This is a genomic window from Aeromicrobium sp., from assembly GCF_032084975.1.
Classification (GTDB): Bacteria; Actinomycetota; Actinomycetes; order Propionibacteriales; family Nocardioidaceae; genus Aeromicrobium.
On the sequence record NZ_DAMDLR010000003.1, the window covers coordinates 1 to 20,910 of the forward strand.

20 protein-coding genes and 1 tRNA gene are annotated in these 20,910 nt (G+C 70.0%); 10 read left to right on the forward strand and 11 right to left on the reverse strand.

All coding sequences use genetic code 11. The features are described from left to right. Positions 1 to 121: 121 nt before the first annotated feature. Positions 122 to 835, reverse strand: coding sequence for a hemerythrin domain-containing protein (locus RT323_RS01155; RefSeq protein WP_313404295.1), 714 nt, complete (start codon positions 833 to 835; stop codon positions 122 to 124). Positions 836 to 1,003: 168 nt separating this feature from the next. On the opposite strand from RT323_RS01155, the gene RT323_RS01160 reads away from it, so the two are divergent. From RT323_RS01160 to RT323_RS01170, 3 genes are all read left to right on the forward strand, one after another. Beyond that, a tRNA-Phe gene (locus RT323_RS01160) sits at positions 1,004 to 1,077 on the forward strand. Between the two features lie 106 nt (positions 1,078 to 1,183). Continuing rightward, positions 1,184 to 2,326, forward strand: a complete 1,143-nt coding sequence (gene macS / locus RT323_RS01165) for a MacS family sensor histidine kinase (protein WP_313404297.1) — start codon at positions 1,184 to 1,186, stop codon at positions 2,324 to 2,326. Next, positions 2,319 to 2,987: a response regulator transcription factor gene (locus tag RT323_RS01170; protein ID WP_313404298.1), complete on the forward strand. Its 669-nt coding sequence runs from the start codon at positions 2,319 to 2,321 to the stop codon at positions 2,985 to 2,987. The genes macS and RT323_RS01170 overlap by 8 nt, the downstream gene beginning before the upstream one ends. A gap of 46 nt (positions 2,988 to 3,033) precedes the next feature. Here RT323_RS01170 and RT323_RS01175 read toward each other — a convergent pair whose 3' ends face one another. Continuing rightward, complete coding sequence (locus RT323_RS01175; RefSeq protein WP_313404300.1) at positions 3,034 to 3,966, reverse strand: hypothetical protein; 933 nt, start codon at positions 3,964 to 3,966, stop codon at positions 3,034 to 3,036. A gap of 93 nt (positions 3,967 to 4,059) precedes the next feature. Between RT323_RS01175 and RT323_RS01180 the strand changes: the two genes are divergently transcribed. Further along, positions 4,060 to 5,340, forward strand: a complete 1,281-nt coding sequence (locus RT323_RS01180; RefSeq protein ID WP_313404301.1) for a glycoside hydrolase domain-containing protein — start codon at positions 4,060 to 4,062, stop codon at positions 5,338 to 5,340. Position 5,341: 1 nt separating this feature from the next. Here RT323_RS01180 and RT323_RS01185 read toward each other — a convergent pair whose 3' ends face one another. The 3 genes from RT323_RS01185 to RT323_RS01195 form a co-directional block, all read right to left on the reverse strand. Beyond that, positions 5,342 to 5,980, reverse strand: coding sequence for a LysE family translocator (locus RT323_RS01185; RefSeq protein WP_313404303.1), 639 nt, complete (start codon positions 5,978 to 5,980; stop codon positions 5,342 to 5,344). An 87-nt stretch (positions 5,981 to 6,067) separates the two neighbouring features. Next, positions 6,068 to 7,642, reverse strand: coding sequence for a DHA2 family efflux MFS transporter permease subunit (locus tag RT323_RS01190; protein ID WP_313404304.1), 1,575 nt, complete (start codon positions 7,640 to 7,642; stop codon positions 6,068 to 6,070). Next, the gene (locus tag RT323_RS01195) at positions 7,635 to 8,081 is read right to left on the reverse strand and encodes a MarR family winged helix-turn-helix transcriptional regulator (protein ID WP_313404306.1); all 447 of its coding nucleotides are present in this window, start codon (positions 8,079 to 8,081) and stop codon (positions 7,635 to 7,637) included. The genes RT323_RS01190 and RT323_RS01195 overlap by 8 nt, the downstream gene beginning before the upstream one ends. A 101-nt stretch (positions 8,082 to 8,182) precedes the next feature. On the opposite strand from RT323_RS01195, the gene typA reads away from it, so the two are divergent. The 3 genes from typA (at position 8,183) to RT323_RS01210 (ending at position 11,417) form a co-directional block, all read left to right on the forward strand. Then, positions 8,183 to 10,060 (forward strand): translational GTPase TypA, encoded by a 1,878-nt coding sequence (typA, locus tag RT323_RS01200; protein ID WP_313404308.1) that lies wholly within the window; start codon positions 8,183 to 8,185, stop codon positions 10,058 to 10,060. A 104-nt stretch (positions 10,061 to 10,164) separates the two neighbouring features. Then, positions 10,165 to 10,500 carry a PadR family transcriptional regulator gene (locus RT323_RS01205; protein WP_313404310.1) on the forward strand — a complete coding sequence of 112 codons (336 nt, stop codon included), beginning with the start codon at positions 10,165 to 10,167 and terminating at the stop codon, positions 10,498 to 10,500. Beyond that, positions 10,497 to 11,417, forward strand: a complete 921-nt coding sequence (locus RT323_RS01210; RefSeq protein ID WP_313404312.1) for a hypothetical protein — start codon at positions 10,497 to 10,499, stop codon at positions 11,415 to 11,417. The genes RT323_RS01205 and RT323_RS01210 overlap by 4 nt, the downstream gene beginning before the upstream one ends. A gap of 6 nt (positions 11,418 to 11,423) precedes the next feature. Here RT323_RS01210 and RT323_RS01215 read toward each other — a convergent pair whose 3' ends face one another. From RT323_RS01215 to RT323_RS01225, 3 genes are all read right to left on the reverse strand, one after another. Continuing rightward, positions 11,424 to 11,675, reverse strand: a complete 252-nt coding sequence (locus RT323_RS01215; protein ID WP_313404314.1) for a DUF2516 family protein — start codon at positions 11,673 to 11,675, stop codon at positions 11,424 to 11,426. 66 nt (positions 11,676 to 11,741) lie between these two features. Beyond that, entirely contained in the window at positions 11,742 to 12,593 is an 852-nt protein-coding gene (locus RT323_RS01220; RefSeq protein ID WP_313404316.1) for a hypothetical protein, read from the reverse strand. Continuing rightward, entirely contained in the window at positions 12,590 to 12,985 is a 396-nt protein-coding gene (locus RT323_RS01225) for a helix-turn-helix transcriptional regulator (RefSeq protein WP_313404318.1), read from the reverse strand. Before RT323_RS01225 ends, RT323_RS01220 begins: the two co-directional genes overlap by 4 nt. A gap of 170 nt (positions 12,986 to 13,155) precedes the next feature. Between RT323_RS01225 and RT323_RS01230 the strand changes: the two genes are divergently transcribed. From RT323_RS01230 to RT323_RS01240, 3 genes are all read left to right on the forward strand, one after another. Beyond that, on the forward strand, positions 13,156 to 14,619 hold the full coding sequence (locus RT323_RS01230) for a fibronectin type III domain-containing protein (RefSeq protein WP_313404319.1): 1,464 nt from the start codon (positions 13,156 to 13,158) through the stop codon (positions 14,617 to 14,619). 9 nt (positions 14,620 to 14,628) lie between these two features. Then, a complete protein-coding gene (locus tag RT323_RS01235; protein WP_313404320.1) occupies positions 14,629 to 16,134 on the forward strand; it encodes an endonuclease/exonuclease/phosphatase family protein in 1,506 nt (501 codons plus the stop codon). A 67-nt stretch (positions 16,135 to 16,201) separates the two neighbouring features. Next, positions 16,202 to 17,506 (forward strand): endonuclease/exonuclease/phosphatase family protein, encoded by a 1,305-nt coding sequence (locus RT323_RS01240; RefSeq protein WP_313404321.1) that lies wholly within the window; start codon positions 16,202 to 16,204, stop codon positions 17,504 to 17,506. 169 nt (positions 17,507 to 17,675) lie between these two features. On the opposite strand, the gene RT323_RS01245 is transcribed toward RT323_RS01240, so the two are convergent. The 3 genes from RT323_RS01245 to RT323_RS01255 are packed head-to-tail and all read right to left on the reverse strand — an operon-like array spanning position 17,676 to position 20,858. Beyond that, entirely contained in the window at positions 17,676 to 19,445 is a 1,770-nt protein-coding gene (locus RT323_RS01245; protein ID WP_313404323.1) for a DEAD/DEAH box helicase, read from the reverse strand. Then, positions 19,445 to 20,371, reverse strand: a complete 927-nt coding sequence (locus RT323_RS01250; protein ID WP_313404325.1) for a folate-binding protein — start codon at positions 20,369 to 20,371, stop codon at positions 19,445 to 19,447. Before RT323_RS01250 ends, RT323_RS01245 begins: the two co-directional genes overlap by 1 nt. Beyond that, positions 20,364 to 20,858: an FABP family protein gene (locus RT323_RS01255; protein ID WP_313404326.1), complete on the reverse strand. Its 495-nt coding sequence runs from the start codon at positions 20,856 to 20,858 to the stop codon at positions 20,364 to 20,366. The genes RT323_RS01250 and RT323_RS01255 overlap by 8 nt, the downstream gene beginning before the upstream one ends. Positions 20,859 to 20,910 lie beyond the last annotated feature (52 nt).

Below are 20,910 nucleotides of genomic sequence, written 5' to 3' on the forward strand. Positions count from 1 at the left end.
TAGCGCGCCGCCCTGTCACGGCGGAGGTCGCGGGTTCGAGTCCCGTCGGGGTCGCCAGTGCTGAAACCCCGCCCTGATCCAGGGCGGGGTTTCGTCTTTCCATGACCCGTGTCGCGAACCCTCACTCGTCGGCGAAGCCGAAGCACTCCTGCTCCTGGGCACGGAAGGCGCGCCGCGAGATCGCGTTGACGATCCGCAGCGGGGGTCCACCCAGGTTCAGCACCCGGTGCTCGGCGCCGGCCGGCAGCCCCTTGAGTGCCCATGGCACGAAGGAGCGCGCCTGGCTCAGGCTCTGCCTGGGCCGGAAGCGCGTGCGCTCCAGTTCCGCCCACTCGTCGCCGCCGAGGTGCCGCTGCAGGATCTCGATCGCGGCGCTCTCCTCGTGGCCGAGGTGGTGCCCCAGCACGCGGCCGAGCTCCGCGAGCGTGTCACGAAGGTGACCCAGCACGTCCTCGGATCCCCCGCTCGCGAGCTCCTGCAGGGCCGACGTCACCGAGGCCAGGAGCGGATCGAGGGTGGCGTGCTCGGCCTCCATCTCGTGCAGGACGCGCTCGGCCTCCACGTCGGAGGCGGCACGGACCCGCTCCAGCAACAGCGGCCACAGGACGTCGTCCTCCTTCGCGTGGTGCTGGTGCAGCTCATGCGTGAACAGGTCCCAGCGCTGGGCGAGCAGCGTCCAGCGCTCTCGCTCGGACGTCGAGGTGGCCTCGGCCGTGCGCGCGAAGTCGCGGACGTCGCGCCGGAAGGCGTGGTGCAGGACGTACATCATCGTCATGTCGGCGGGGCCGGCCGGCGCCGCGGCCTGACCGGGGAGCAACAGGGGCGGGAGGGTCATGGTCCTTCTCTCGGAAGCGTGGCTGGTCGGAGGAGCCGGTGCCATCGGTCCCGAGCACGGTCCAGCCTCGAAGAGCCCGGAACGGCCTGCTTGATACGGCGCGGTGGCCAGCCGATTTCGAGGCGCCACAAGACGTGCGATAGTCTGAACGTCGCTCATCGCGAGCACGGCCAGGTAGCTCAGTTGGTACGAGCGTCCGCCTGAAAAGCGGAAGGTCGCCGGTTCGACCCCGGCCCTGGCCACGTCCTGAGAACCCCGGCTCCGCGCCGGGGTTCTCCTCGTTGAGGCACCGGTGTCGAGCCGGTCGGATTGCGGCGACACGCGTCGCCGGAAGGAGAGCCTGCCGCGGTGACCTCCCCGCTGCCAACGACTCGAGCCATCGAGGACCAGCTCTTCGCCGCGCTGGCGGTCGCACGCGTGGTGCTCCTGCTCAATGCTTTGGGCCTGAACATCTATCGGCGTGGGAACTTCGACCATCTCACAGCCGCGATCGTCTGTGTGGCGCTGATGGTCGCGTGGACCTGCGTCGCCAACGTCGCCTACGCCCGGCCCCGGCTCCGCGTGGCGCCACTGTTCGTCCTGGATCTGGCGATCGCGGTGTCCCTCATGCTCGTCACCCCGTTGCTGAAGGGCGAGGACTTCCGAGCCACCATGCCCGGCTTCTGGGTCGCGGGGGCCCTGCTGGCCTGGTCGATCCGCTTCGGCCCGGCGGGCGGCTTCGCGGCGGGCGCGCTGCTCGCCGTGGCCGACATCACCCCGCGCATCGAGCTGCGCCAGTCCGACTACGGCAATGCGTTCCTGCTGGTCCTGAGCGGGACGGTCATCGGATACCTCTGCGCATCGCTGCGCACGCTGTCGGCCGAGCGCGAGGCCGCTCAACGCACCGCGTTGATCGCCGCCGAACGCGCACGACTGGCCCGGGCCGTCCACGATGGAGTCCTGCAGGTGCTCGCACTGGTCCAACGCCGCGGTCGCGAGCTCGGCGGCGAGCTGGCGGAGCTCGGCACACTCGCCGGCGAGCAGGAGCAGCGCCTGCGGCGACTGATCCGCGCCCAGGACTCGGTGTCGCTGGACACCGAGAAGGTCGATCTCACGACCGCTCTCGGCCCGCTCGAAGAGCTCTCGGGCGTGACCGTGGCCGCGCCGAGTCACCGCGTGGAGCTGCCGGCGCCCGCCGCTCGCGAACTCGTCGCCGCGGTCCGGGCTTGCCTCGACAACGTCCGGGTGCACGTCGGCCCGGACGCGCCGGCCTGGGTGTTGGTGCAGGACCACGATGAGCGGGTCGAGGTGTCGGTGCGCGACGATGGTCCCGGCATCGCGTCGGGAAGGCTCGAGGTCGCCGCCGCCGAAGGCAGGCTCGGCGTCATGGAGTCGATTCGCGGACGAATCCGGGACCTCGGCGGAATCGCCGAACTGGTGACCGGCGACTTCGGCACCGAGTGGACCTTCACGATCCCCCGCGACGCCGCCCTCGGAGGTCGTCATGGCTGAGACCGGCGACTCCCGGCCCATCCGGGTGATGGTGGTGGACGATCACCCGATGTGGCGCGATGCCGTGGAGCGCGACCTCACCGAGGCAGGCCTGACCGTGGTCGCGGTCGCGAGCGACGGCCGCGAGACGTTGGCCGCGCTCGACGTGGCGCGTCCGGACGTCCTGCTCCTCGATCTGCACATCCCGTCGCCGAACGGGATCGAGGTCACCGCCCAGGTGACGCGCCGAGATCCCTCGATCCGGATCCTGGTCCTGTCCGCTTCGGGCGAGTCGACCGACGTGCTCGCGGCAGTCAAGGCCGGAGCGACCGGGTACCTCGTGAAGTCCGCTTCCCGCGAGGACCTGCTCGAGGCCGTGCACCGGGTGGTCGAGGGCGTGCCCGTGTTCACACCGGGACTGGCCGCGATGGTGCTGGGTGAGTTCCAGCGACCGTCCACGGGACGCCGGGATTCGCCGCCCGAGGAACGTCTCACGACGCGCGAGACCGAGATCCTGAAGATGGTCGCCACCGGCATGGCCTACCGCCAGATCGCCGATCGACTGGTGCTCTCGCACCGCACCGTGCAGAACCACGTCCAGAACATCCTGGGAAAGCTCCAGTTGCACAACCGCGTCGAGCTCACACGCTACGCGATCGAACGCGGCATCGGCGGCGGATGACCGGGACCGATGGGGTGGCGAGCCCCGACCTCGCCGCCCCAGTCCGTTACTCGCTCGTGCGCGAGACCTTCGAGCAGTCGGCACCGTGCTCCTTCTCGAGACGACTCCCGGCCTGGTCGGTCGTGAACGCGCACTCGCCCTGGCTCACCGTCATGACGAGACTGTCCCCGGAGGTGATCTCGTAGAAGCTCTTCTCGGCCCCTCCCAGCGCCGCGAGGTGCCGGCCGGCCATCGCAGAGATCGCATCGGGACCGGCGCCGTCCGGGAGGTGCACCGTCACGAGGTCGTCGACCAACTGCACCGAGGCGCCACGCGGAAGGTCCTGGTTCAGCTCGCCGTACAGCGCACGCTGTGAGGAGCTGGGGAACCCGGACGTCGAGCCGAGCACCCAGCCGGCCTCGTCCTCCTGAGTCTGCACCCGCCAGGCGGCGTCGGGAATGTCGGCGTACTTCTGCTCCAAGTCGAGGGCCGTCTGTTGGATGCTGTCGCCGTCCCCCTCGGCGATGATCACGGTGTACTCGGTGAAGACGTGTGGCGCGTCCTCGACATCCTGGGTGTTGATGTCGGCACGCACCGCGCCGTCGGAGAGGACCGCGACCGCCCGCTCCGCGGCCTGCTTGACGGCGGTCACCTTGGCATCGGGACCCAGGCTGCGAACGTGGATCGTGTCATCGCCCATCGTGACGAACACGTCACTCTCCTCCCCGCGGTGAGGTCCGGCGAAACCCTCGTACGCGCGCGCCGCCACCATGACGGCGTCGGCCGGGTTCGCATCGGCCGACATGGCGACGCGCAACTCGAGCTTGCCGGAGTCCAGGGTCGCCGGCTCGGAGTAGTCGAGCTCGACTCGGTCCACGCCGGACAAACCGGTCAGTGCGCTGCGCAGCTCCTCAGCGTCGTCGGCATGACTGAGCAGGGAGCAGGCGTTCAGCAGGGGGAGGGCGAGCAGGGCCGCCGTGACGGCGAGGATTCGTTTCATGTGTTCAGCCTGTCCTGATCGAGCGGCCGGGTCATGAGCACGCGTACTCAACCTTCGCGTGACGCACGCCACGTCGCGCCCTACGCTGACCAGATGCGTCGACTTGCCGTGGTGCTGACCGTCCTGCTGGTCGCCTCGCTCATGGGCTCACCCGCCCAGGCCGCGAAGCCCAGCTCCCCGAAGCGCTTCACGGGGTACGCGTTCGACACGTGTGTCGCCCCCTCGAACGAGGTGATGGACGCGTGGAACGTGGCCTCGCCCTATGCCGTCGTCGGCATCTACACCTCGGGCAACTCGCGGTACTGCGACGACTCGAAGCAGCCGTACCTGAGCCCCGCGTGGGTCAAGCGCCAGGCCGACCGGGGATGGCGTTTCATGCCGATCCACGTCGGTTTCCAGGCGCCGTGCTTCGAGAGCACGTCCGGCAAGCAGCGCATGTCGACCGTCCCCGCCACCGCCCGCCGCCAGGCCCGGGCCGACGCCGACGAGGCGGTCCGGCGCGCTGCGGCCTTCGGCTTCGGCCGCGGGAACGCCCTCTACCTCGACATCGAGTGGTACGACCGCGCCGACCGCCGATGCGACGCGATCGTGCTGTCGTTCATCGACGCCTTCGTGCAGCGGGTCCACCAGCGCAAGTACAAGGTCGGGCTCTACTCGAGCGGCTCGGCGGCGATCCAGTCCGTCGACGCTGCCCGCCAGCAGGGCAAGCGGGGCTTCGACTTCCCCGACCAGATGTGGTTCGCCTGGACGAACCGCAAGGCGAACACCGACGGTCGTCCGTACCTGGCGAACACCTTCTGGCGCAAGGACCGGATCCACCAGTACCACAACAACGTCACCGTCCAGCACGGCGGACAGAAGGTCCTGATCGACAAGAACGTCGTCGACGTGAGCGGCGGGTCCCGTGCCGCCAAGGAGAAGAAGGTCTGCGGCATGACCCCCACCCGCGACCGCTACCGAGGCCTCAAGCCCGGGTCCCGGGGCAAGGACGTGCGGCTCGTGCAGTGCCTGCTGCGCAAGGCCGGGCACAAGGCGACGGTGACCGGGCGCTGGAACGCGCGGACGACCAGGGCGGTCCGTTCGTACCGGGCGTCCCAGGGCTGGTCGCGGACGCCGGCCGTGACGCGTGCCGTCTGGACCTCGCTGCTGTCGCGGGGAGCGCGCCCGATCGCGCTCAAGGCCGGCAAGACGGGCGAGCCGGTCCAACGCCTGCAGCGCTCGCTGCGCGCCGCGGGCCAGTCCGTCCGCGTCACGGGGGTCTTCGACGCCCACACCGTCAAGGCGGTGCGCTCCTACCGCTCGAGCGTTGGCCTGCCGACGTGGCCGACGGCCGATCGCCGCGTCTGGGCCGCCCTGCAGAGCGGCCGCCGCTGACTCAGGTCCGGTTGCCGGTCAACAGCAGGGTGCCGCCGAGGGCGACGAGCATCCCTCCGCCGGCCCGGCGCACCGTCACGAGACGGCCGGAGCGGCCGAACCAGCCACGCGCGGCGCCGGCCAGCAGCGCCCAGCCCGAGTCGCACACCAGCGCGATGAGCAGGAACGTGGTGCCGAGCACCGCCATCTGCGCTGCGACCGCGCCCGCCGCGACGTCGGCGAACTGCGGCAGCACGGCCACGAAGAACACGATCGTCTTGGGGTTCGTGATGCCGACGACGAAGCCCTCCGCCAGCGTCCGCCAGGGCGACGTCCGTGGCGGCAGCTCTCCCGGGTCGACCGCGGTGCCTTCACCGCTCGCCCGGATGGCGCGGACCCCCAGGTACACCAGGTAGGCCGCGCCCAGCACCTTCACGACCGTGAACGCCACTGCCGACCCGGCCACGACCGCACCGAGTCCCAGGGCGACCGCCAGCACGATCGGCAGCCCGCCGAGCGCATTGCCCGCGACGCTGAGGATGCCGTCGCGCCGACCGTGCGCGAGCGAGCGGCCCACGACGAACAGCACGCTCGGCCCCGGCACGAGGATCAGCACGAGCGAGGCGAGCGCGAAGGACAGCAGCGCGGCGGCGGGAGGCATGGCCGAACTGTATCCCTGCCGCTCGGTCGCCCCAGGGACGACGAACGGCCCACCCCGGAGTCGGGTGGGCCGTTCGGGTCGGGTCGATCAGTGGATCAGCACGGGCGGCTGTCCCTGGTCGTCGAGCAGGTGCGAGGCCTCCTGCTTCTTCGGCAGGAAGAGGCTGGAGACCAGCGCGACCACGCACAGGCACGCCGCCACGAAGAAGCTGGCGGCGAAGGCCGCGGCCAGGTCCGCCATCGCGACCGACTCGAACTGCGCGCCCAGCGACTGGACGAAGTCCAGGACCGCCGGGTCGGGCTGCGTGCCCGTCGCCTCGGCCTCGGCCAGGGCTCGGGCGGCCTGGACGGCCTGGCTGTCCTTCATCTGGTTCGTCAGCACGACCGAGATGATCGCGACACCTGCGCTGCTGGCGACCTGCTGCGTGATGTTGAGCAGCGTCGACCCGCGGGCCACCTCGTGCGACTGCAGGGTGCGCAGCGCCGAGGTCATCAGCGGCATCATCGTCAGGCCCATGCCCAGACCCATGACGAACAGGACGGGCGCGAAGAACGTCCAGTACGGGGTGTCGGCGTCGATCGTGGCGAGCGCGAACATGCCGCCACAGATCAGCAGCAGGCCCACCGGCACGATGCGGCCCACGGGGTACCGGTCGGCCAGGATGCCGGCGATCGGCATGGTCAGCATGGCGCCCAGGCCCTGGATCGCGATGTACAGGCCGGCCTTGAGCGGCGTCGCGCCCTCGACCTGCTGGAAGTACGTCGGCACGAGCAGCAGTCCGCCGAAGAACGCGCCCGCGAACAGGAACATCGTGAGCGTCGCGATCGACAGGTTGTAGTTCTTGAACAACCGCAGGTCGAGCAGCGGGTGCTTGGGCTTGAAGCTGTAGATCACGAAGGCGATCACCAGCAGGGCGCCGACGAGCATCGTGGCCCACACCTTGGGCTCGCCCATGCCGCCGGCATCGGGGATCGACGAGACGCCGTAGAGGAACAGCGCCAGGCCGGGGCTCATCATCGCCATGCCCAGGAAGTCGAAGGACTCACTGGGCTGCGGGCTGTCGGACGGCAGCACGCGCAACGCGTAGACGAGGGCACCGATGCCCAGCGGGAGGTTGATCAGGAAGATCCAGTGCCACGAGGCGTTGTCGATCAGGAAGCCGCCCAGGATCGGGCCCAGGATCGGGCCGAGCAGCATCGGGACGCCGAGGATGGCCATCAGTCGGCCCATCCGCTCGGGACCGGCCGCCTTCGTCATGATCGTCATGCCCAGCGGCATGAGCATGCCGCCGCCCAGGCCCTGCAGGACCCGGAAGCCGATCAGCGTCTCGATGTTCCAGGCCGCGGCGCACAGCACCGAGCCTGCGGTGAACAGGGCGAGCGCCAGCATGTAGAGGCGCTTGGTGCCGAAGCGGTCGGCGGCCCATCCGGTCAGCGGGATGACCGCGGCGAGCGCCAGCGTGTAGGCGGTGACGGTCCACGCGACGGTCGAGTAGTTCTCGACGCCGAGCTCGGCCTGGAACGTCGGCAGGGCGACGTTGACGACGGTGATGTCGAGGATCGACATGATCGACCCGAGCACGACGACGCCGGCGATCTTGAGGACCGCCGCATCGATCTTGTCGGGGTACTCCGGCACCTTGGCCGGCCCTGTGTCAGACATGCGGTTCTTCCTTCGAGAGTGGCTTGAGGGCCTCGACGAGCGCGAGGCACTGTGCGGGGTCGAGGTCGTCGAGCAGCGTGCGCACGGCGTCCTCCTTGGACTTGAGGTGGCTCTGCGCCAGGCTGCGACCTCGGTCGGTCACGGCGACGAGCTTGACCCGCCGGTCCTCGGGGTTCTCGGTGCGCACGAGGAGCTTCTTGCGCACCAGCTGCTCGACGTTGCGGCCGGCGGAAGCCGCCGACAACCCCACCGAATCAGCCAGGTCGCCGATCGCGACCGGATCATCGTGGTGAGCGAGCGTGAAGACGAGTCTGGCCTGCGTGAAGGACAGTTTCAGGCCGGCGACCGTCTCGAGCGACTCACCCTCGGCCGTCGTGAAGACCTGTCCGAGGAAGTCTCGGACGGCGGCGAACGCGCAGGCGTGGGGGGAGTCGGTCATGGCCCGAGAATACTAACCCCCATGCAACTATTGCGGTGACGTGACCTTCGTTACGGCCTGAGTGGACGGGGAAGTTTCGAACCTGCCGTAGGATTGCGCGAGTGCCTACACGCTCTGATCTGCGCAATGTCGCCATCGTCGCCCACGTCGACCACGGCAAGACCACTCTCGTCGACGCGATGCTCCAGCAGCAGGGCGCCTACTCAGACCACCAGGAAGTGACCGAACGGGTCATGGACTCAGGTGATCTCGAGCGCGAGAAGGGCATCACGATCCTCGCGAAGAACACCGCGGTCAAGTACTACGGACCCGGCACCGAGGAGATCCCCGGCAAGGTCGTCACGATCAACATCATCGACACCCCCGGCCACGCCGACTTCGGTGGCGAGGTCGAGCGAGGCCTGTCGATGGTCGACGCCGTCGTCCTGCTGGTCGATGCCTCCGAGGGCCCGCTGCCGCAGACGCGCTTCGTGCTCCGCAAGGCCCTGATGGCCAAGATGCCCGTCATCCTCGTGGTCAACAAGGTCGACCGCCCCGACGCCCGCATCGCCGAGGTCGTCGACGAGACGTACGACCTCTTCATGGACCTGCTCCCCGAGGACGCCGCCGACGACGCGCTCGACTTCCCCGTCGTCTACGCCTCCGGCAAGGCCGGCATCGCCTCGCTGGAGAAGCCCGAGGACGGCACGCTCCCCGCGGGCGACAACCTGATCCCGCTGTTCCAGACGATCATGGAGCACGTCCCGGCCCCCGAGTACACCGAGGGCGCGCCGCTGCAGGCGCACGTCACGAACCTCGACTCCTCCCCGTTCCTGGGTCGCCTCGCGCTCGTGCGCGTCGAGGAGGGCCAGCTCAACAAGGGCCAGCAGGTCGCATGGATGAAGCGTGACGGCTCCGTCGAGCGCGTCAAGATCACCGAGCTGCTGATCACCGAGGCCCTCGACCGCTTGCCCGGCGAGTCGGCCGGTCCCGGCGACATCGTCGCCATCGCCGGCATCAGCGAGATCAACATCGGCGAGACCCTCGCCGACCCCGAGAACCCGGTCGCGCTGCCGCTCATCCACGTCGACGAGCCCGCGATCTCGATGACGATCGGCACCAACACGTCGCCGCTGGCCGGTCGCGAGAAGGGCACCAAGGTCACCGCCCGCCTCGTCAAGGACCGCCTCGACGCCGAGCTCATCGGCAACGTCTCGATCCGCGTCCTGCCCACCGAGCGTCCCGACGCGTGGGAGGTCCAGGGCCGTGGCGAGCTGGCGCTGGCCATCCTCGTCGAGCAGATGCGCCGCGAGGGCTACGAGCTGACCGTCGGCAAGCCCCAGGTCGTCACGCGCGAGATCGACGGCAAGCTGCACGAGCCCGTCGAGCGCCTCACGATCGACGCGCCCGAGGAGTACCTCGGCACGATCACCCAGCTGCTCGCCGTCCGCAAGGGCCGCATGGAGCAGATGGTCAACCACGGCACCGGCTGGGTCCGCATGGAGTTCCTGGTCCCCGCTCGTGGCCTGATCGGCTTCCGCACCGAGTTCCTCACCGACACCCGCGGCACCGGCATCGCGCACCACATCTCCGAGGGCTACGAGCCCTGGTTCGGCGAGATCTCGACGCGTCCCTCGGGCTCGCTCGTGGCCGACCGCGCCGGCGCCGTCACGTCGTTCGCGATGACCAACCTGCAGGAGCGCGGCACACTGTTCGTCGAGCCCGCCACCGAGGTCTACGAGGGCATGATCGTCGGCGAGAACTCCCGTGATGACGACATGGACGTCAACATCACCAAGGAGAAGAAGCAGACCAACATCCGCTCGGCGACGTCGGACAACTTCGAGAAGGTCATCCCGCCGAAGAAGCTGTCGCTCGAGCAGTGCCTCGAGTTCTGCCGCGAGGACGAGTGCGTCGAGGTCACGCCGAACAACGTGCGCATCCGCAAGGTGGTGCTGGACGCCGGCGAGCGCTCGCGCACCGCGCGCAAGCGCAAGTGACCCGCGACTGAGACATCCAGAACGGCCCCCGGCTCCTGCCGGGGGCCGTTCTGCTGTGCTGTGCGTCTTGCGCATAGTGTGCGTCACACACTATGGTGTGACACATGGACGACCTCACCCAGCAGCACCTGCAGGAGCTGCGTCGCGGCACCGTCGTGCTGGCCTCGCTGCTGACACTGCGCGAGCCCGGCTACGGGTACGGGCTGCTCGAGTCCCTCGAGGGGATCGGCATCTCGGTCGACGGCAACACGCTCTACCCGCTGTTGCGGCGCCTCGAGAAGCAGGGACTGCTCACCAGCGAGTGGAACACCGACGAGGCGCGGCCCCGGAAGTTCTACCGCACCAGCGCCGAGGGTGACCGGCTCGCCGAGGCGCTGCTGACCGACTGGCACCAGATCGACACCGCCCTGGGGCGGCTGACCGACGGAGGAACGCGATGACCACCACCTTGACGGACCGTTACGTGCACGCGGCCACCCGCTGGCTGCCCACTCGCCTGCGCACCGAGGTCGACGCCGAGCTGCGGGAGCGGATCGCCGACACCGTCGCGGCGCGCGGCGCCACGGACGAGGCCGAGCGGGCGACGCTCGAGGAGCTGGGAGACCCGTTGCGGGTGGCCGTCGACTACACGGGACGACAGCCCGCCCTGATCGGGCCGCGACTGTTCTTCCCATGGCTGCGGCTCACGATCCTGCTCGTCGCGATCGTCGTGCCGATCGTCGCCGCGGTCGTGGTGATCGTGGGCGCGTTCGACGGCGACTCGATCGGATCGATCGTCGGAGCCGGCTTCGGCACCGCGTTCGACGTGACCGTCCACGTCATCTTCTGGACGACACTCGTGTTCGCCGTGCTCGACTGGACCAACACCCCGGCCGGGCCCGAGACGTGGTCGCTCGACCGGTTGCCCGAGCCGCAGTCCACCACGAGTCTCTCCGACCTCATCGCGAGCCTCATCTTCCTGCCGGTCTTCGCCGCCCTGATCATCTGGCAGCACGTCGGCTCGCCGTTCGCCGAGGGTGGCGAGGCGATCCCGATGGCCGATCCGGCGCTCTGGTCCTGGTACCTGCCGCTGGTGCTGGTGGTCCTGGCCCTGGAGCTCGGGCACGCCCTCTGGCTGTACCGGACGGGCTGGACGATGGCCACGGCGTGGGCGAACGTCGGCCTCGGCCTGCTGTTCGCCGTCCCGACGGTCGCGCTGCTGCTCGACGACGCACTGCTCAACCCCGACCTGGTCGCCCACCTGTCGTGGGACCCGGAGGTCGTGACCAACGCGATGACCGGCATCGCGGCCGCCGTGGTGCTGGTCAGCGCCTGGGAGATCTTCGACGGGTTCCGCCGGGCGCGTCGCCGCGGCTGAGCCGGTTCAGTACCCGGAGCCGCGCGTCTGGGCCAGGTAGACGAGCGCCCCGAGGGTGCCCAGCAGCGGGAGGATCCCCAAGGGGTTGCGCCAGACGATGTCCACGAAGACCGCCAGCGGCAGGATGATGAGCCACACGCGCTTGGGCAGCGTGCCCGCCATCTCGAAGTCGTAGGGCTTGCGCCGCACACAATCGACCAACGCGAAGACCTTGGTGCAGATGAGGATCCACCAGATCACGTCGGTCACGAAAAACATGAGACGAAGACTACGGTGGGCACCCTCCCGAGAGGGTGCCCACCGTGAATTTCGTGCTCGCGTGGCTCAGGAAGCCGACGCCGAGCCGGACTTCGTGGTCGCCGCCTTCTTCGCGGGAGCCTTCTTGGCGGCCGGCTTCTTGGCGGCCGACGTCGTCGTCTTCTTCGTCGCGGTGGACGCGGACTTGGTGGCCGGCGCCTTCTTCGCGGCGGACGTGTTCGGCTTGGCGGCCGGGGCCTTCTTGGCCGCGGTGGCCTTGGTGGCGGAGGCCTTCTTCGCGGCGGGCGCCTTCTTCGCGGTCGGCTTCGTGGTGCTGGGCTTCGCCGCACCCGAGGCCTTCTTCGCGGCCGGAGCCTTCTTCGTGGTGCTCGAGGTCGACGCCGGGCTCTTCTTCGCCGGAGCGGTCGCACGGCGGATGCGGGCGGAGCCGGCGAACGACGCGGCGGCTGCGGTCGCGCCACCGGTGGCGTCCTCGACGACCTCGGCGGCCTTGCCGGTCAGGTCCTCCGCCTTGGCCGTGAGCTCCTCGAGGATCTCCTCGGCCTTGTCCTTCAGGTCGTCGACCAGGTCGTCGGCCTTCTCGCGGAAGTCGTCGACGGCGTCCTTGAGGTCGTCGACCTTGACGTCCGCGGCCTTGCCGCGCAGCTCGGTCACGATGGTCTCGGCGCGCGCGGCGAGGTCCTCGGCGGCGGACTTCACGTCGTCCACGGTCAGGCCCTTCGCGAGGTTGACCAGGTCGTCGCTCTTCTTCACGAGGTCGGAGTAGGCGGCCGTCGCGGAGCCGAGTGCGGTCTGCGCGAGCGCCTCGGCCTTCTTCTGCAGGCCGGCGACGTCGAAGCCCTTGACCGAGGTCGGCAGGGCACGGATGTCGTCCAGGACGGACTTGATCTGGGCGTTGATGGTGTCGGTGATGCTCATGTGTTCTCCTCGAGGTCTGCGGTTCCGACGAACGAGCGATAGATGTCTCGCAAGGCGGTCTTCTGGCGGGCGGTCAATCGCGGGTCACGGTCGATCGCGTCCTCGACCGAGCTCGGCCCGGCCTGCTCGGCATCCAGGAATCCCGCGCGGACGTACAACGACTCGGCCGAGATCCTCAGTGCCTTCGCGATCTGCTGCAGCACCTCGGCGGACGGCTTGCGCAGTCCTCGCTCGATCTGGCTGAGGTACGGATTCGAGACGTCCGCCAACTCGGCCAGCTGTCGCAAGGACATCTGCGCCTGGGTGCGCTGGTCGCGGAGGTACTCGCCGAGCGACCCGACGGCCGAACCGACCGCGGACCCGACGGCCTCCTGCACGTTCAGCTTCCCCATGACTCCATGGTGCTTGCAAAAGTTAGCGATTGCAAGCAACTGTGATGCACGGGACAGATGAGCCGACGCGCGACGATCGCACGTTTTCCGGAACCGGGGTCCGTGCGGTTAGCCTGAGGGCTGCCGAAATGTGCTCTCGGGTGGCGCAGTTCCCTTCCCTCGCCCGCTCCATGCTCCGTCGTTGCCTCCTGGCCATCGCCCTCACCGGGTCCCTGATGCTGGCCCCCTCCATGACACCCGACGCCGAAGCGGCGCCCAAGAAGCCGGCGAAGGCCACGAAGGTGCGGGCGAAGACCACCACCTCGACGCTGACGATCCGGTGGAAGCGGCCCAAGCGCGCGACGAAGGTGTCCGTCTGCGTCAAGACCGCGCCGCGCAAGAAGAAGTGCGTCCGGTACACCCGCACCCGCAAGACCTCCGTCACATTCCGCAAGCTGCGGCCCAACTCGGGCACCGACTTCTACTACCAGGTGCGGTCCCATCGAGGGAAGCGCACGGCCGTGACGAAGTGGCGCAAGGCCAACCTCCGCGTCGGCAAGGGCCCGGCCAACGTCGCGGCGATCCGCCCGTCCGCCAGCCTGCTCTACACGTGGCGCAAGGCGACCAACGCGTCCAGCTACCAGCTGCAGGTGTCGCCCAGCCGCTCGTTCCGTGGCGGCGTCCGCACCGAGAACCGTCGCGCTCCCAGCGCGAAGGTCACGGGCCTGAACGGCGGCATGGCCTACTTCGCGCGCGTGCGCGGCGTCAACGGCGCCGCCAAGGGCCCGTGGGGCCCGGTCTCGCGGATCAAGCTGGTGACCGCCCCGGCCAGGGCGTCGATCGCGACCTACAACCTGTGCGGCGAGAACAAGTGCCGCACGTCCGAGAGCGGTACGTGGTTCCTTACCAACGTCCCCAAGTGGGCCGTCCGCAAGCCCTTGGCCGGCGCCCTGATCCGCTCGGCCCAGCCCGACATCATCGCCGCGCAGGAGGCCGCCACCTCGACGGCGTTCCACACCGTCCTGCCCGGGTTCTCCCGTTCGTCCTACAAGGCGGCCCGTTCCATCTACTACAAGCCGTCGCGCTTCACCGTCCTCGACGGTGGCTGGATGACGCTGGACGACCGCAACAAGCGCTTCGCCACGTGGAACCTGTTCCGGGACCGCTCCACCGGGACGGCCTTCTACGTCGCGAACGCGCACCTCGAGCCCTACAAGGGCGCGAAGCTCGACGCGATGCGGAACAAGCAGACGCTGCGCCTGATCCGGCGCATCCAGGCCATGAACGCGCACAACCTGCCGGTGGTCTGGGCGGGCGACTGGAACTCGAACGACTCCAACGCGAACCAGTCCGCCTATCCGGGCGGCTTCGACGCCCCGAAGCGCCGCTTCGCCGCGATCGACGTGGTGAACTCGGTCGAGCAGACCCCCAACCTGGTCAACGCCGAGCTCAACAGCGCCAACGCCGGCATCAAGACGCCCCGCGCGAGCGGTGACCACGTGGACGCGATCTACGTGCCGCGCCGTGGTGTGACGGTCGAGTCGTGGCTCATGCCGGCGAACTTCCTCGACACGGACGAGGGCCGCATGTACGCCACTCCGTTCCCCTCGGATCACAACCCGATCGTGGCGAGACTGCTGATCGCCACCGGCTAGGATGCACCCGTGTCCGGTCTGCCCCGATTCTTGGCCCTGGTCGGGGCGGGACTTGCGCTGACCGTGACCGCCGGTGTCCTGGCCGCGACGACCGACTCCGAGGGCAACGGCCCCGTCCTGGCCTTCGCCGGCATCGAGACCCCGTACCTGAAGCTCGTCTCGGTGGACGTCGAGCCTCGCCAGGTCTCGCTGGCCTGGGCGGGCAACGGCGAGCAGTACCGCGTCAGCCTCGGCGACGACCTCGCTCGCCCCGACCGCACCATCGTCACGACCGAGCCGCACGTGATCCTGCCGGCCCCGGACGCGGCCGACCCCCAGGGCAAGGTCAACTACCGCGTCGAGGAGGTCACCGACGACGCGCGCGGCCTGGCGCTCGAGGGCACCGTCACCCTGCTGCCCTCCGTCCCCCGCAAGCCGCGGGTCCGGCGCACGGCACCCGAGGGCGCCGTCGTGCGCTGGAAGCCGGCCGACTACGCCACGACGTACGACGTCGCGGTGTCGCGCTCGCGCAAGAAGCTGCCCAGCAAGGTCAAGCGGCTGGCGCGTGGCGGCACCGCCTTCGCCACGGACGCGCTCGAGCCCGAGACGACCTACTGGGTGCGGGTGCGCGCCGTCGGCGAGGCCGGCGTCAGCGACTTCGGCCCGGCCACCAAGGTGATCACCCCGCCCGACACGTCCGAGTTCACCGTCGGGTCGTGGAACATCTGCTCCGAGGCGTGCCCGGACTACGGCGGCCGCGTCGGCGGCCAGGCCTCGCAGGTGCACGCCGCCGAGATCGACATCATGACCCTGCAGGAGGCCGGCGGCGAACGCGTCGGCCCCACGACGCGCGCCGCGTTCAGCGGTGGTCCGCGCGGGCTCGTCCCGGCCGACGGTGGCGGCAACTCGCGCTACATCCTGTACTCCGCCGACAAGTTCGAGCAGCTCGGCGGCGGCCGCTGGTCGCTGGGTCACGGGCGCTGGGCCACGTGGGCCCGGTTCGAGGACCTCAAGACGGAGCGGCCGTTCATCGTCGTGAGCGTGCACCTGCTCAGCGGCCACGGCAAGACCGGCGAGCGGGCCTCCGAGATGCGCTCGCTGATGGGGTCGTTGGCGTCGGTCAACCCCGACGGCGACCCCGTCGTCCTGGCCGGCGACTTCAACTCGGGCACCCACCGCAGCGGCGACACCGTCGGGCCGGTCGTGCGATCGGCACAGTTCCGCGACACCGTCGAGATCGCCGAGGAGACCGAGAACGCCCAGGTCAACACCGGCAGCCGTCGCGGCGACACGGCGATCATGTCGGCCGACCACGTCGACCACATCTACGTCTCGCCCGACTGGGAGGTTCCGGCCTGGAAGCAGTGGGCCAGCCTCTCGGGCACGACCTACGTGGGGACCTGGCTGTCCGACCACAACATGATCGGCGCGACCCTCGGACTCGAGCGCGACCCCGAGGATGCCGTCGAACGGCCCAGTCAGGTCGTGCGGGTCCCCGCGGACCTCCACGAGGGCTCCCCGGGCACGGTCAACTGACCTCCGCTGCGCGTCCGGCCCGCGAAACCGGCGACGCCTGTGACGCATGAGGCTTAGGCTGGCGTCCATGCGTCTACGCCTGCTCGCCGGTGCCCTGATCGCCGTGCTGGCCGCGGCCCTGCTCGGCACACCCGCCCAGGCCGCGCCCAGGAAGCCCGGCACCGTCGGCCTCGTGTCGTTCACGACGGGCGTGACCTACACCGCTGGTGGCAGGACGTACGCGCGAGTGCGGCTCTCGTGGCCGAAGGCCAGGAGCGCCACCCGCTACCAGGTGTTCGTCGGCCGCACGAAGGCGAGCGTCGCGAAGGCCCGGAAGCCGAAGGCGACCGTCCGCGGCACCGAGGCCGTCGTCCGCAAACTCGGCCGCGGCACGACGTACTGGTTCCAGGTCCGTGCCCTGAACGGCTCGCGCCCCGGCAACCGGTCGGCCCGCGTCGCTCGGGTGACTCCGATCAACTCCGCCACGTTGCCGACGTCGACGCACGCGACCCACTCGATGATGAGCTACAACGTCTGCTCCAACGCGTGCACGAGCCGCCCCTGGACGCGGCGGCAGCCGCTCGTCGTGAACCAGGTCCTCGCGGTGCGACCCGGCGTCCTCGCACTGCAGGAGGCCAGTCGCTGGTCGACGACGATCCCCGGCTACGTCGAGGCCGAGGGCGGCAAGGACAACCGCCTCCTCTACCGTCCCGGCATCTACGAGCAGGTCGAGCAGGAGCTGACCGCCGAGCAGCAGTCCGGCGACTGCGAGATCGCCCGCACCCCGGACGGACGCAAGGTGCTCGACGAGAACGGCGACCCGGTCCGCGTCGAGCCGTGCATCCTGCCCGTCGACGGCGTGGCCGATCCGCCCGGCAAGGACGCGCCGTGGGTCATGCTGCGGCACCGGGTGACCGGTGAGGAGGTGCTGTTCGTCGGGGTCCACCTGCTGACCGGCAGCACCAACACCAACGCGCGCTACCGCGCCGGCCAGGTGCACCAGGTCTTCGCGGACCTCCGTGCCCAGCTCGACTGGTGGGGTCGCGACTTCCGCACGACGCCGATCGCCCTGATCGGCGACTTCAACACCAACCGGAGCCGGTCCAACCACGCCGTCGTGGAGTCCGCGATGAAGCGCTACGGCTTCTGGGACACGTACGAGCAGGCGCGCCGCCTCTCGCGCCAGCACCAGAACACGGCCAACCCGAACTGGCAGTGGCGCACGCCCACGATCGGCGTCACGTGGGGCGACCACGTCGACAAGGTGTGGGTGCGCCCCAAGCGCAGCCTCGTGCGCTCGTGGGCGAACGTCGCCCTGATGAATGGCACGCAGTACGCGGCGCCGCTGCCGTCCGATCACCACCCGCTGCTGGTGCGCGCGCAGCTGTCCTGAAGGTCGGCCGCCCGGCCCGCCCCGGCCCGCCCCGGCCCGGCCCCACTCTCGGCCCGACCCGGCTCCGCCACCACTTTTGGTGCGCGATTACGGCGGATCTGCCCCGAGGACGGGAATCCTGCACCAAAAGTGCGGGGCGGGACGGGCGGGACGGGCGTCCGCGCGGGAGTCAGCCCTTCTTGTGGCGGGGCTTCTTCCCGTCCGCGCTGCCCGACGGCTTGTCGTAGCCCTGACCGGCCGGCTTCGAGTACGACTTGCCCGGGCCCTTCGAGTAGGGCTTCGACGGAGGGCGCTTGCGCTCGCCGCCGGGACGACCCGAGTCGGGCTGGATGTCGATCCTCTTGCCCGAGATCCGCGTGTTCGCGAGGTGGTCGAAGACGGCGTCGGGCAGGTCGGCCGGCAGCTCGACGATCGTGTGCTCGACGCCGATCGTGATCTTGCCGAAGTCGGAGCGCTTGAGCCCGCCCTCGTTCGCCAGGGCGCCGACGACCATGGCCGGACGGATCTTGTGCCGCTTGCCGACCGCCAGGCGGTACGACGCCATGCCGTCCGAGCTGGGTCGCGGCGTGCGCTCGGTGCGCTCGCGCGGGACACGCTTCTCCTGCGGCGGATCGGGACGCAGGAAGAACTCCTTGTCGTCCTGGCTCATCACCGCGAGCGCCGCGGCGATGTCGGTCATGTCGACGTCGTGCTGCTGCGCGTACTGCTCGACGAGGTCCTTGTAGACGTGGAACTGCGGATCGCCCATCGCGGTCGTGATCGAGCTGGCGAACCGGTCCGCGCGCCGTGCGTTGACCTCGTCGGGGGTCGGCACGGCCATCTGCTCGACCGTCCGTCCCGAGACCCGCTCGAGCGACTTGAGCATGCCGCGCTCGCGCGGGGTGACGAACACGATCGCGTCGCCGGAACGGCCGGCCCGGCCGGTGCGGCCGATGCGGTGCACGTACGCCTCGGGGTCGTGCGGGATGTCGTAGTTGACCACGTGGGTGATGCGGTCGACGTCGAGGCCGCGGGCGGCCACGTCGGTCGCGACGACGATGTCGATCGCGCCGCTCTTGAGCTGGCCGACGGTGCGCTCGCGCTGGGCCTGGACGAGGTCGCCGTTGAGGGCCGCCACCGTGTAACCGCGGCTGCGCAGCTTCTCCGCGAGCTCCTCGGTGGCCGACTTCGTGCGGACGAAGATCAGCATCGCGTCGCCCTGCTCGACCTCAAGCACGCGCGTCAGCGCATCGAGCTTGTTGTGGTGCGAGACCGGCATCCAGCGCTGGCGGACGTTCGTGGTGCTGCGCGTGGCCTGCGGGGTCGAGATGTCCTGCGGGTCGTGCAGGTACCGCTTCGCGAGGCGGCGGATCCCCGGCGGCATGGTGGCCGAGAACAGCGCGACCTGCTTGTACTCGGGGGTGTCGGCCAGGATCCGCTCGACGTCCTCGGCGAAGCCCATGTTGAGCATCTCGTCGGCCTCGTCCAGCACCAGCATCTCGAGGTGGGACAGGTCGAGCGACCCGCGCTCGAGGTGGTCGATCACGCGGCCGGGCGTGCCGACGACGACCTGGGCGCCGCGCTTGAGACCCTGCAGCTGGGCGCCGTAGCTCTGGCCGCCGTAGACCGGCAGGACCTTCAGGTCGGTGCCGGCGGAGTAGGCCTGGATCGCCTCGCTGACCTGCAGCGCCAGCTCGCGCGTGGGCGCCAGCACGAGCGCCTGCGTCCGGGTCGAGCCCGGGTCGAGGCGCTGCACCATCGGCAGCGCGAACGCGGCGGTCTTGCCGGTGCCGGTCTGGGCCAGGCCGACGACGTCGCCACCCTTCAGCAGGGCCGGGATCGCCTGGCCCTGGATGGGGCTGGGCGTCTCGTAGCCGAGGGCCCGGACGACCTGGACGAGCGAGTCGTCCAGTCCCAGGTCGTCGAACGTCAGGGCGTCGGTGGTCGGGGCTTCGGTCATCACAGGTTCAATCCGGCCCGCACGTGCAGGCCTGCGTCAGGGTCGACGATGGGCTCCTGCGCGGCGGCGACGCCGTCGGCGAGGAGGGTGGCATCGACCGGAGTGTTGCGTTTGATGGTGGCGAGCGCGATGGGACCGAGCTCGTGGTGGTGCGCGGCGCTGCCGACCTGGCCGACGACCTTGTCGCCGAGCAGGACGTCGGCGCCGTGCGCGGGCAGCTGGTTGACCGAGCCGTCGAGGTGCAGCAGCGTCAGCCGCCGCGGCGGACGGCCCAGGTTGTACACGCGAGCGACGGTCTCCTGGCCGCGGTAGCAGCCCTTGTCGAGGTGGACGGCCGACCCGAGCAGGCCGACCTCGTTGGGGATCGTGCGCTCGTCGGTGTCCAGGCCGGGGCGCGGACGACCCTCGGCGATGCGCAGCGCCTCCCAGGCGAACACCCCCACCGGCGTCCCCGGCACGGCCGCGACGTCGGCGACGAGCTCGGTCACGGGGCGATCGACCCAGCGGCCGATCACGAATCGGTCCTCGACCGGCGCGACCTCGACACGGGACATGAAGCGCATCCGGTCGAGGAACTCGATCAGGGGGGCGCCCGCACCGGGCTCGGTGTGCGCCCAGAAGGTCTCGCCGTCATCGACGCCGGTGAACGCGTGCTCGATGCGACCCTGCGGCGACAACAGCAGCACGTCGGTCCAGACGCCGGGAGCCAGACCCTCGAGGAACTGGGTCGTGAGCGAGTGCAGCCACGTCAGCCGGTCGGGTCCGGTGACGCGCAGGACGTCGCGGTGCGAGAGGTCGACGAAGCCGTCGCCGGACAGCAGGACGCGCTGCTCGGCCGCGAAGGCCGAGCCGTAGTGAGCCGCGACGCCCGCGTCGGGCGCCTCGGCCTCGACCGCTCCGGGCCGATCCAGCAGCGGGCTAGACACGCTCGAGCTTTCCCCACAGGTGCGACTGCATGGGCTGGCCCTCGGCGGCCATGTCGTACGCGTACATCAGCGCTCCCTCCACGAGGCCGTACATGCGCTGGCCCGCGGTGTACTCCTTGGCCGAGACGGTGCGGGCGACGACGTCGGTGGCCAGCGTGAGCCGCGCCCCGTCGATGTCGCCGTACCAGATCTCGGCATAGCCGGTGGGGTGCGCGAGGACCAGCTCGACCTTGCCCTCGCCGGACGGGCGCAGGAAGCCCGTCTCGAGGGCGCCGGGGCGCACGCGCTCGCCGGCGTCGTCGGTGATCCAGGTGCGGCTGAAGTAGTGCAGGAACGGGCGCGTGTCGTGCGCGAAGACGACGTCCTGCTCGAAGCCGAACGGCTCGATCGTGGAATATTCGCCCCGACCGTTGCCGTGCCAGTTTCCGAGCAGCCATGCGACCGGCATCAGATCGGGGTGCAGGTCGCTGGGAATCTGGAAGGCCATGGGTTCCATGCTATCGGCCGGTCGCGAAGTGGCTTCGCCACAGTTACGCTCC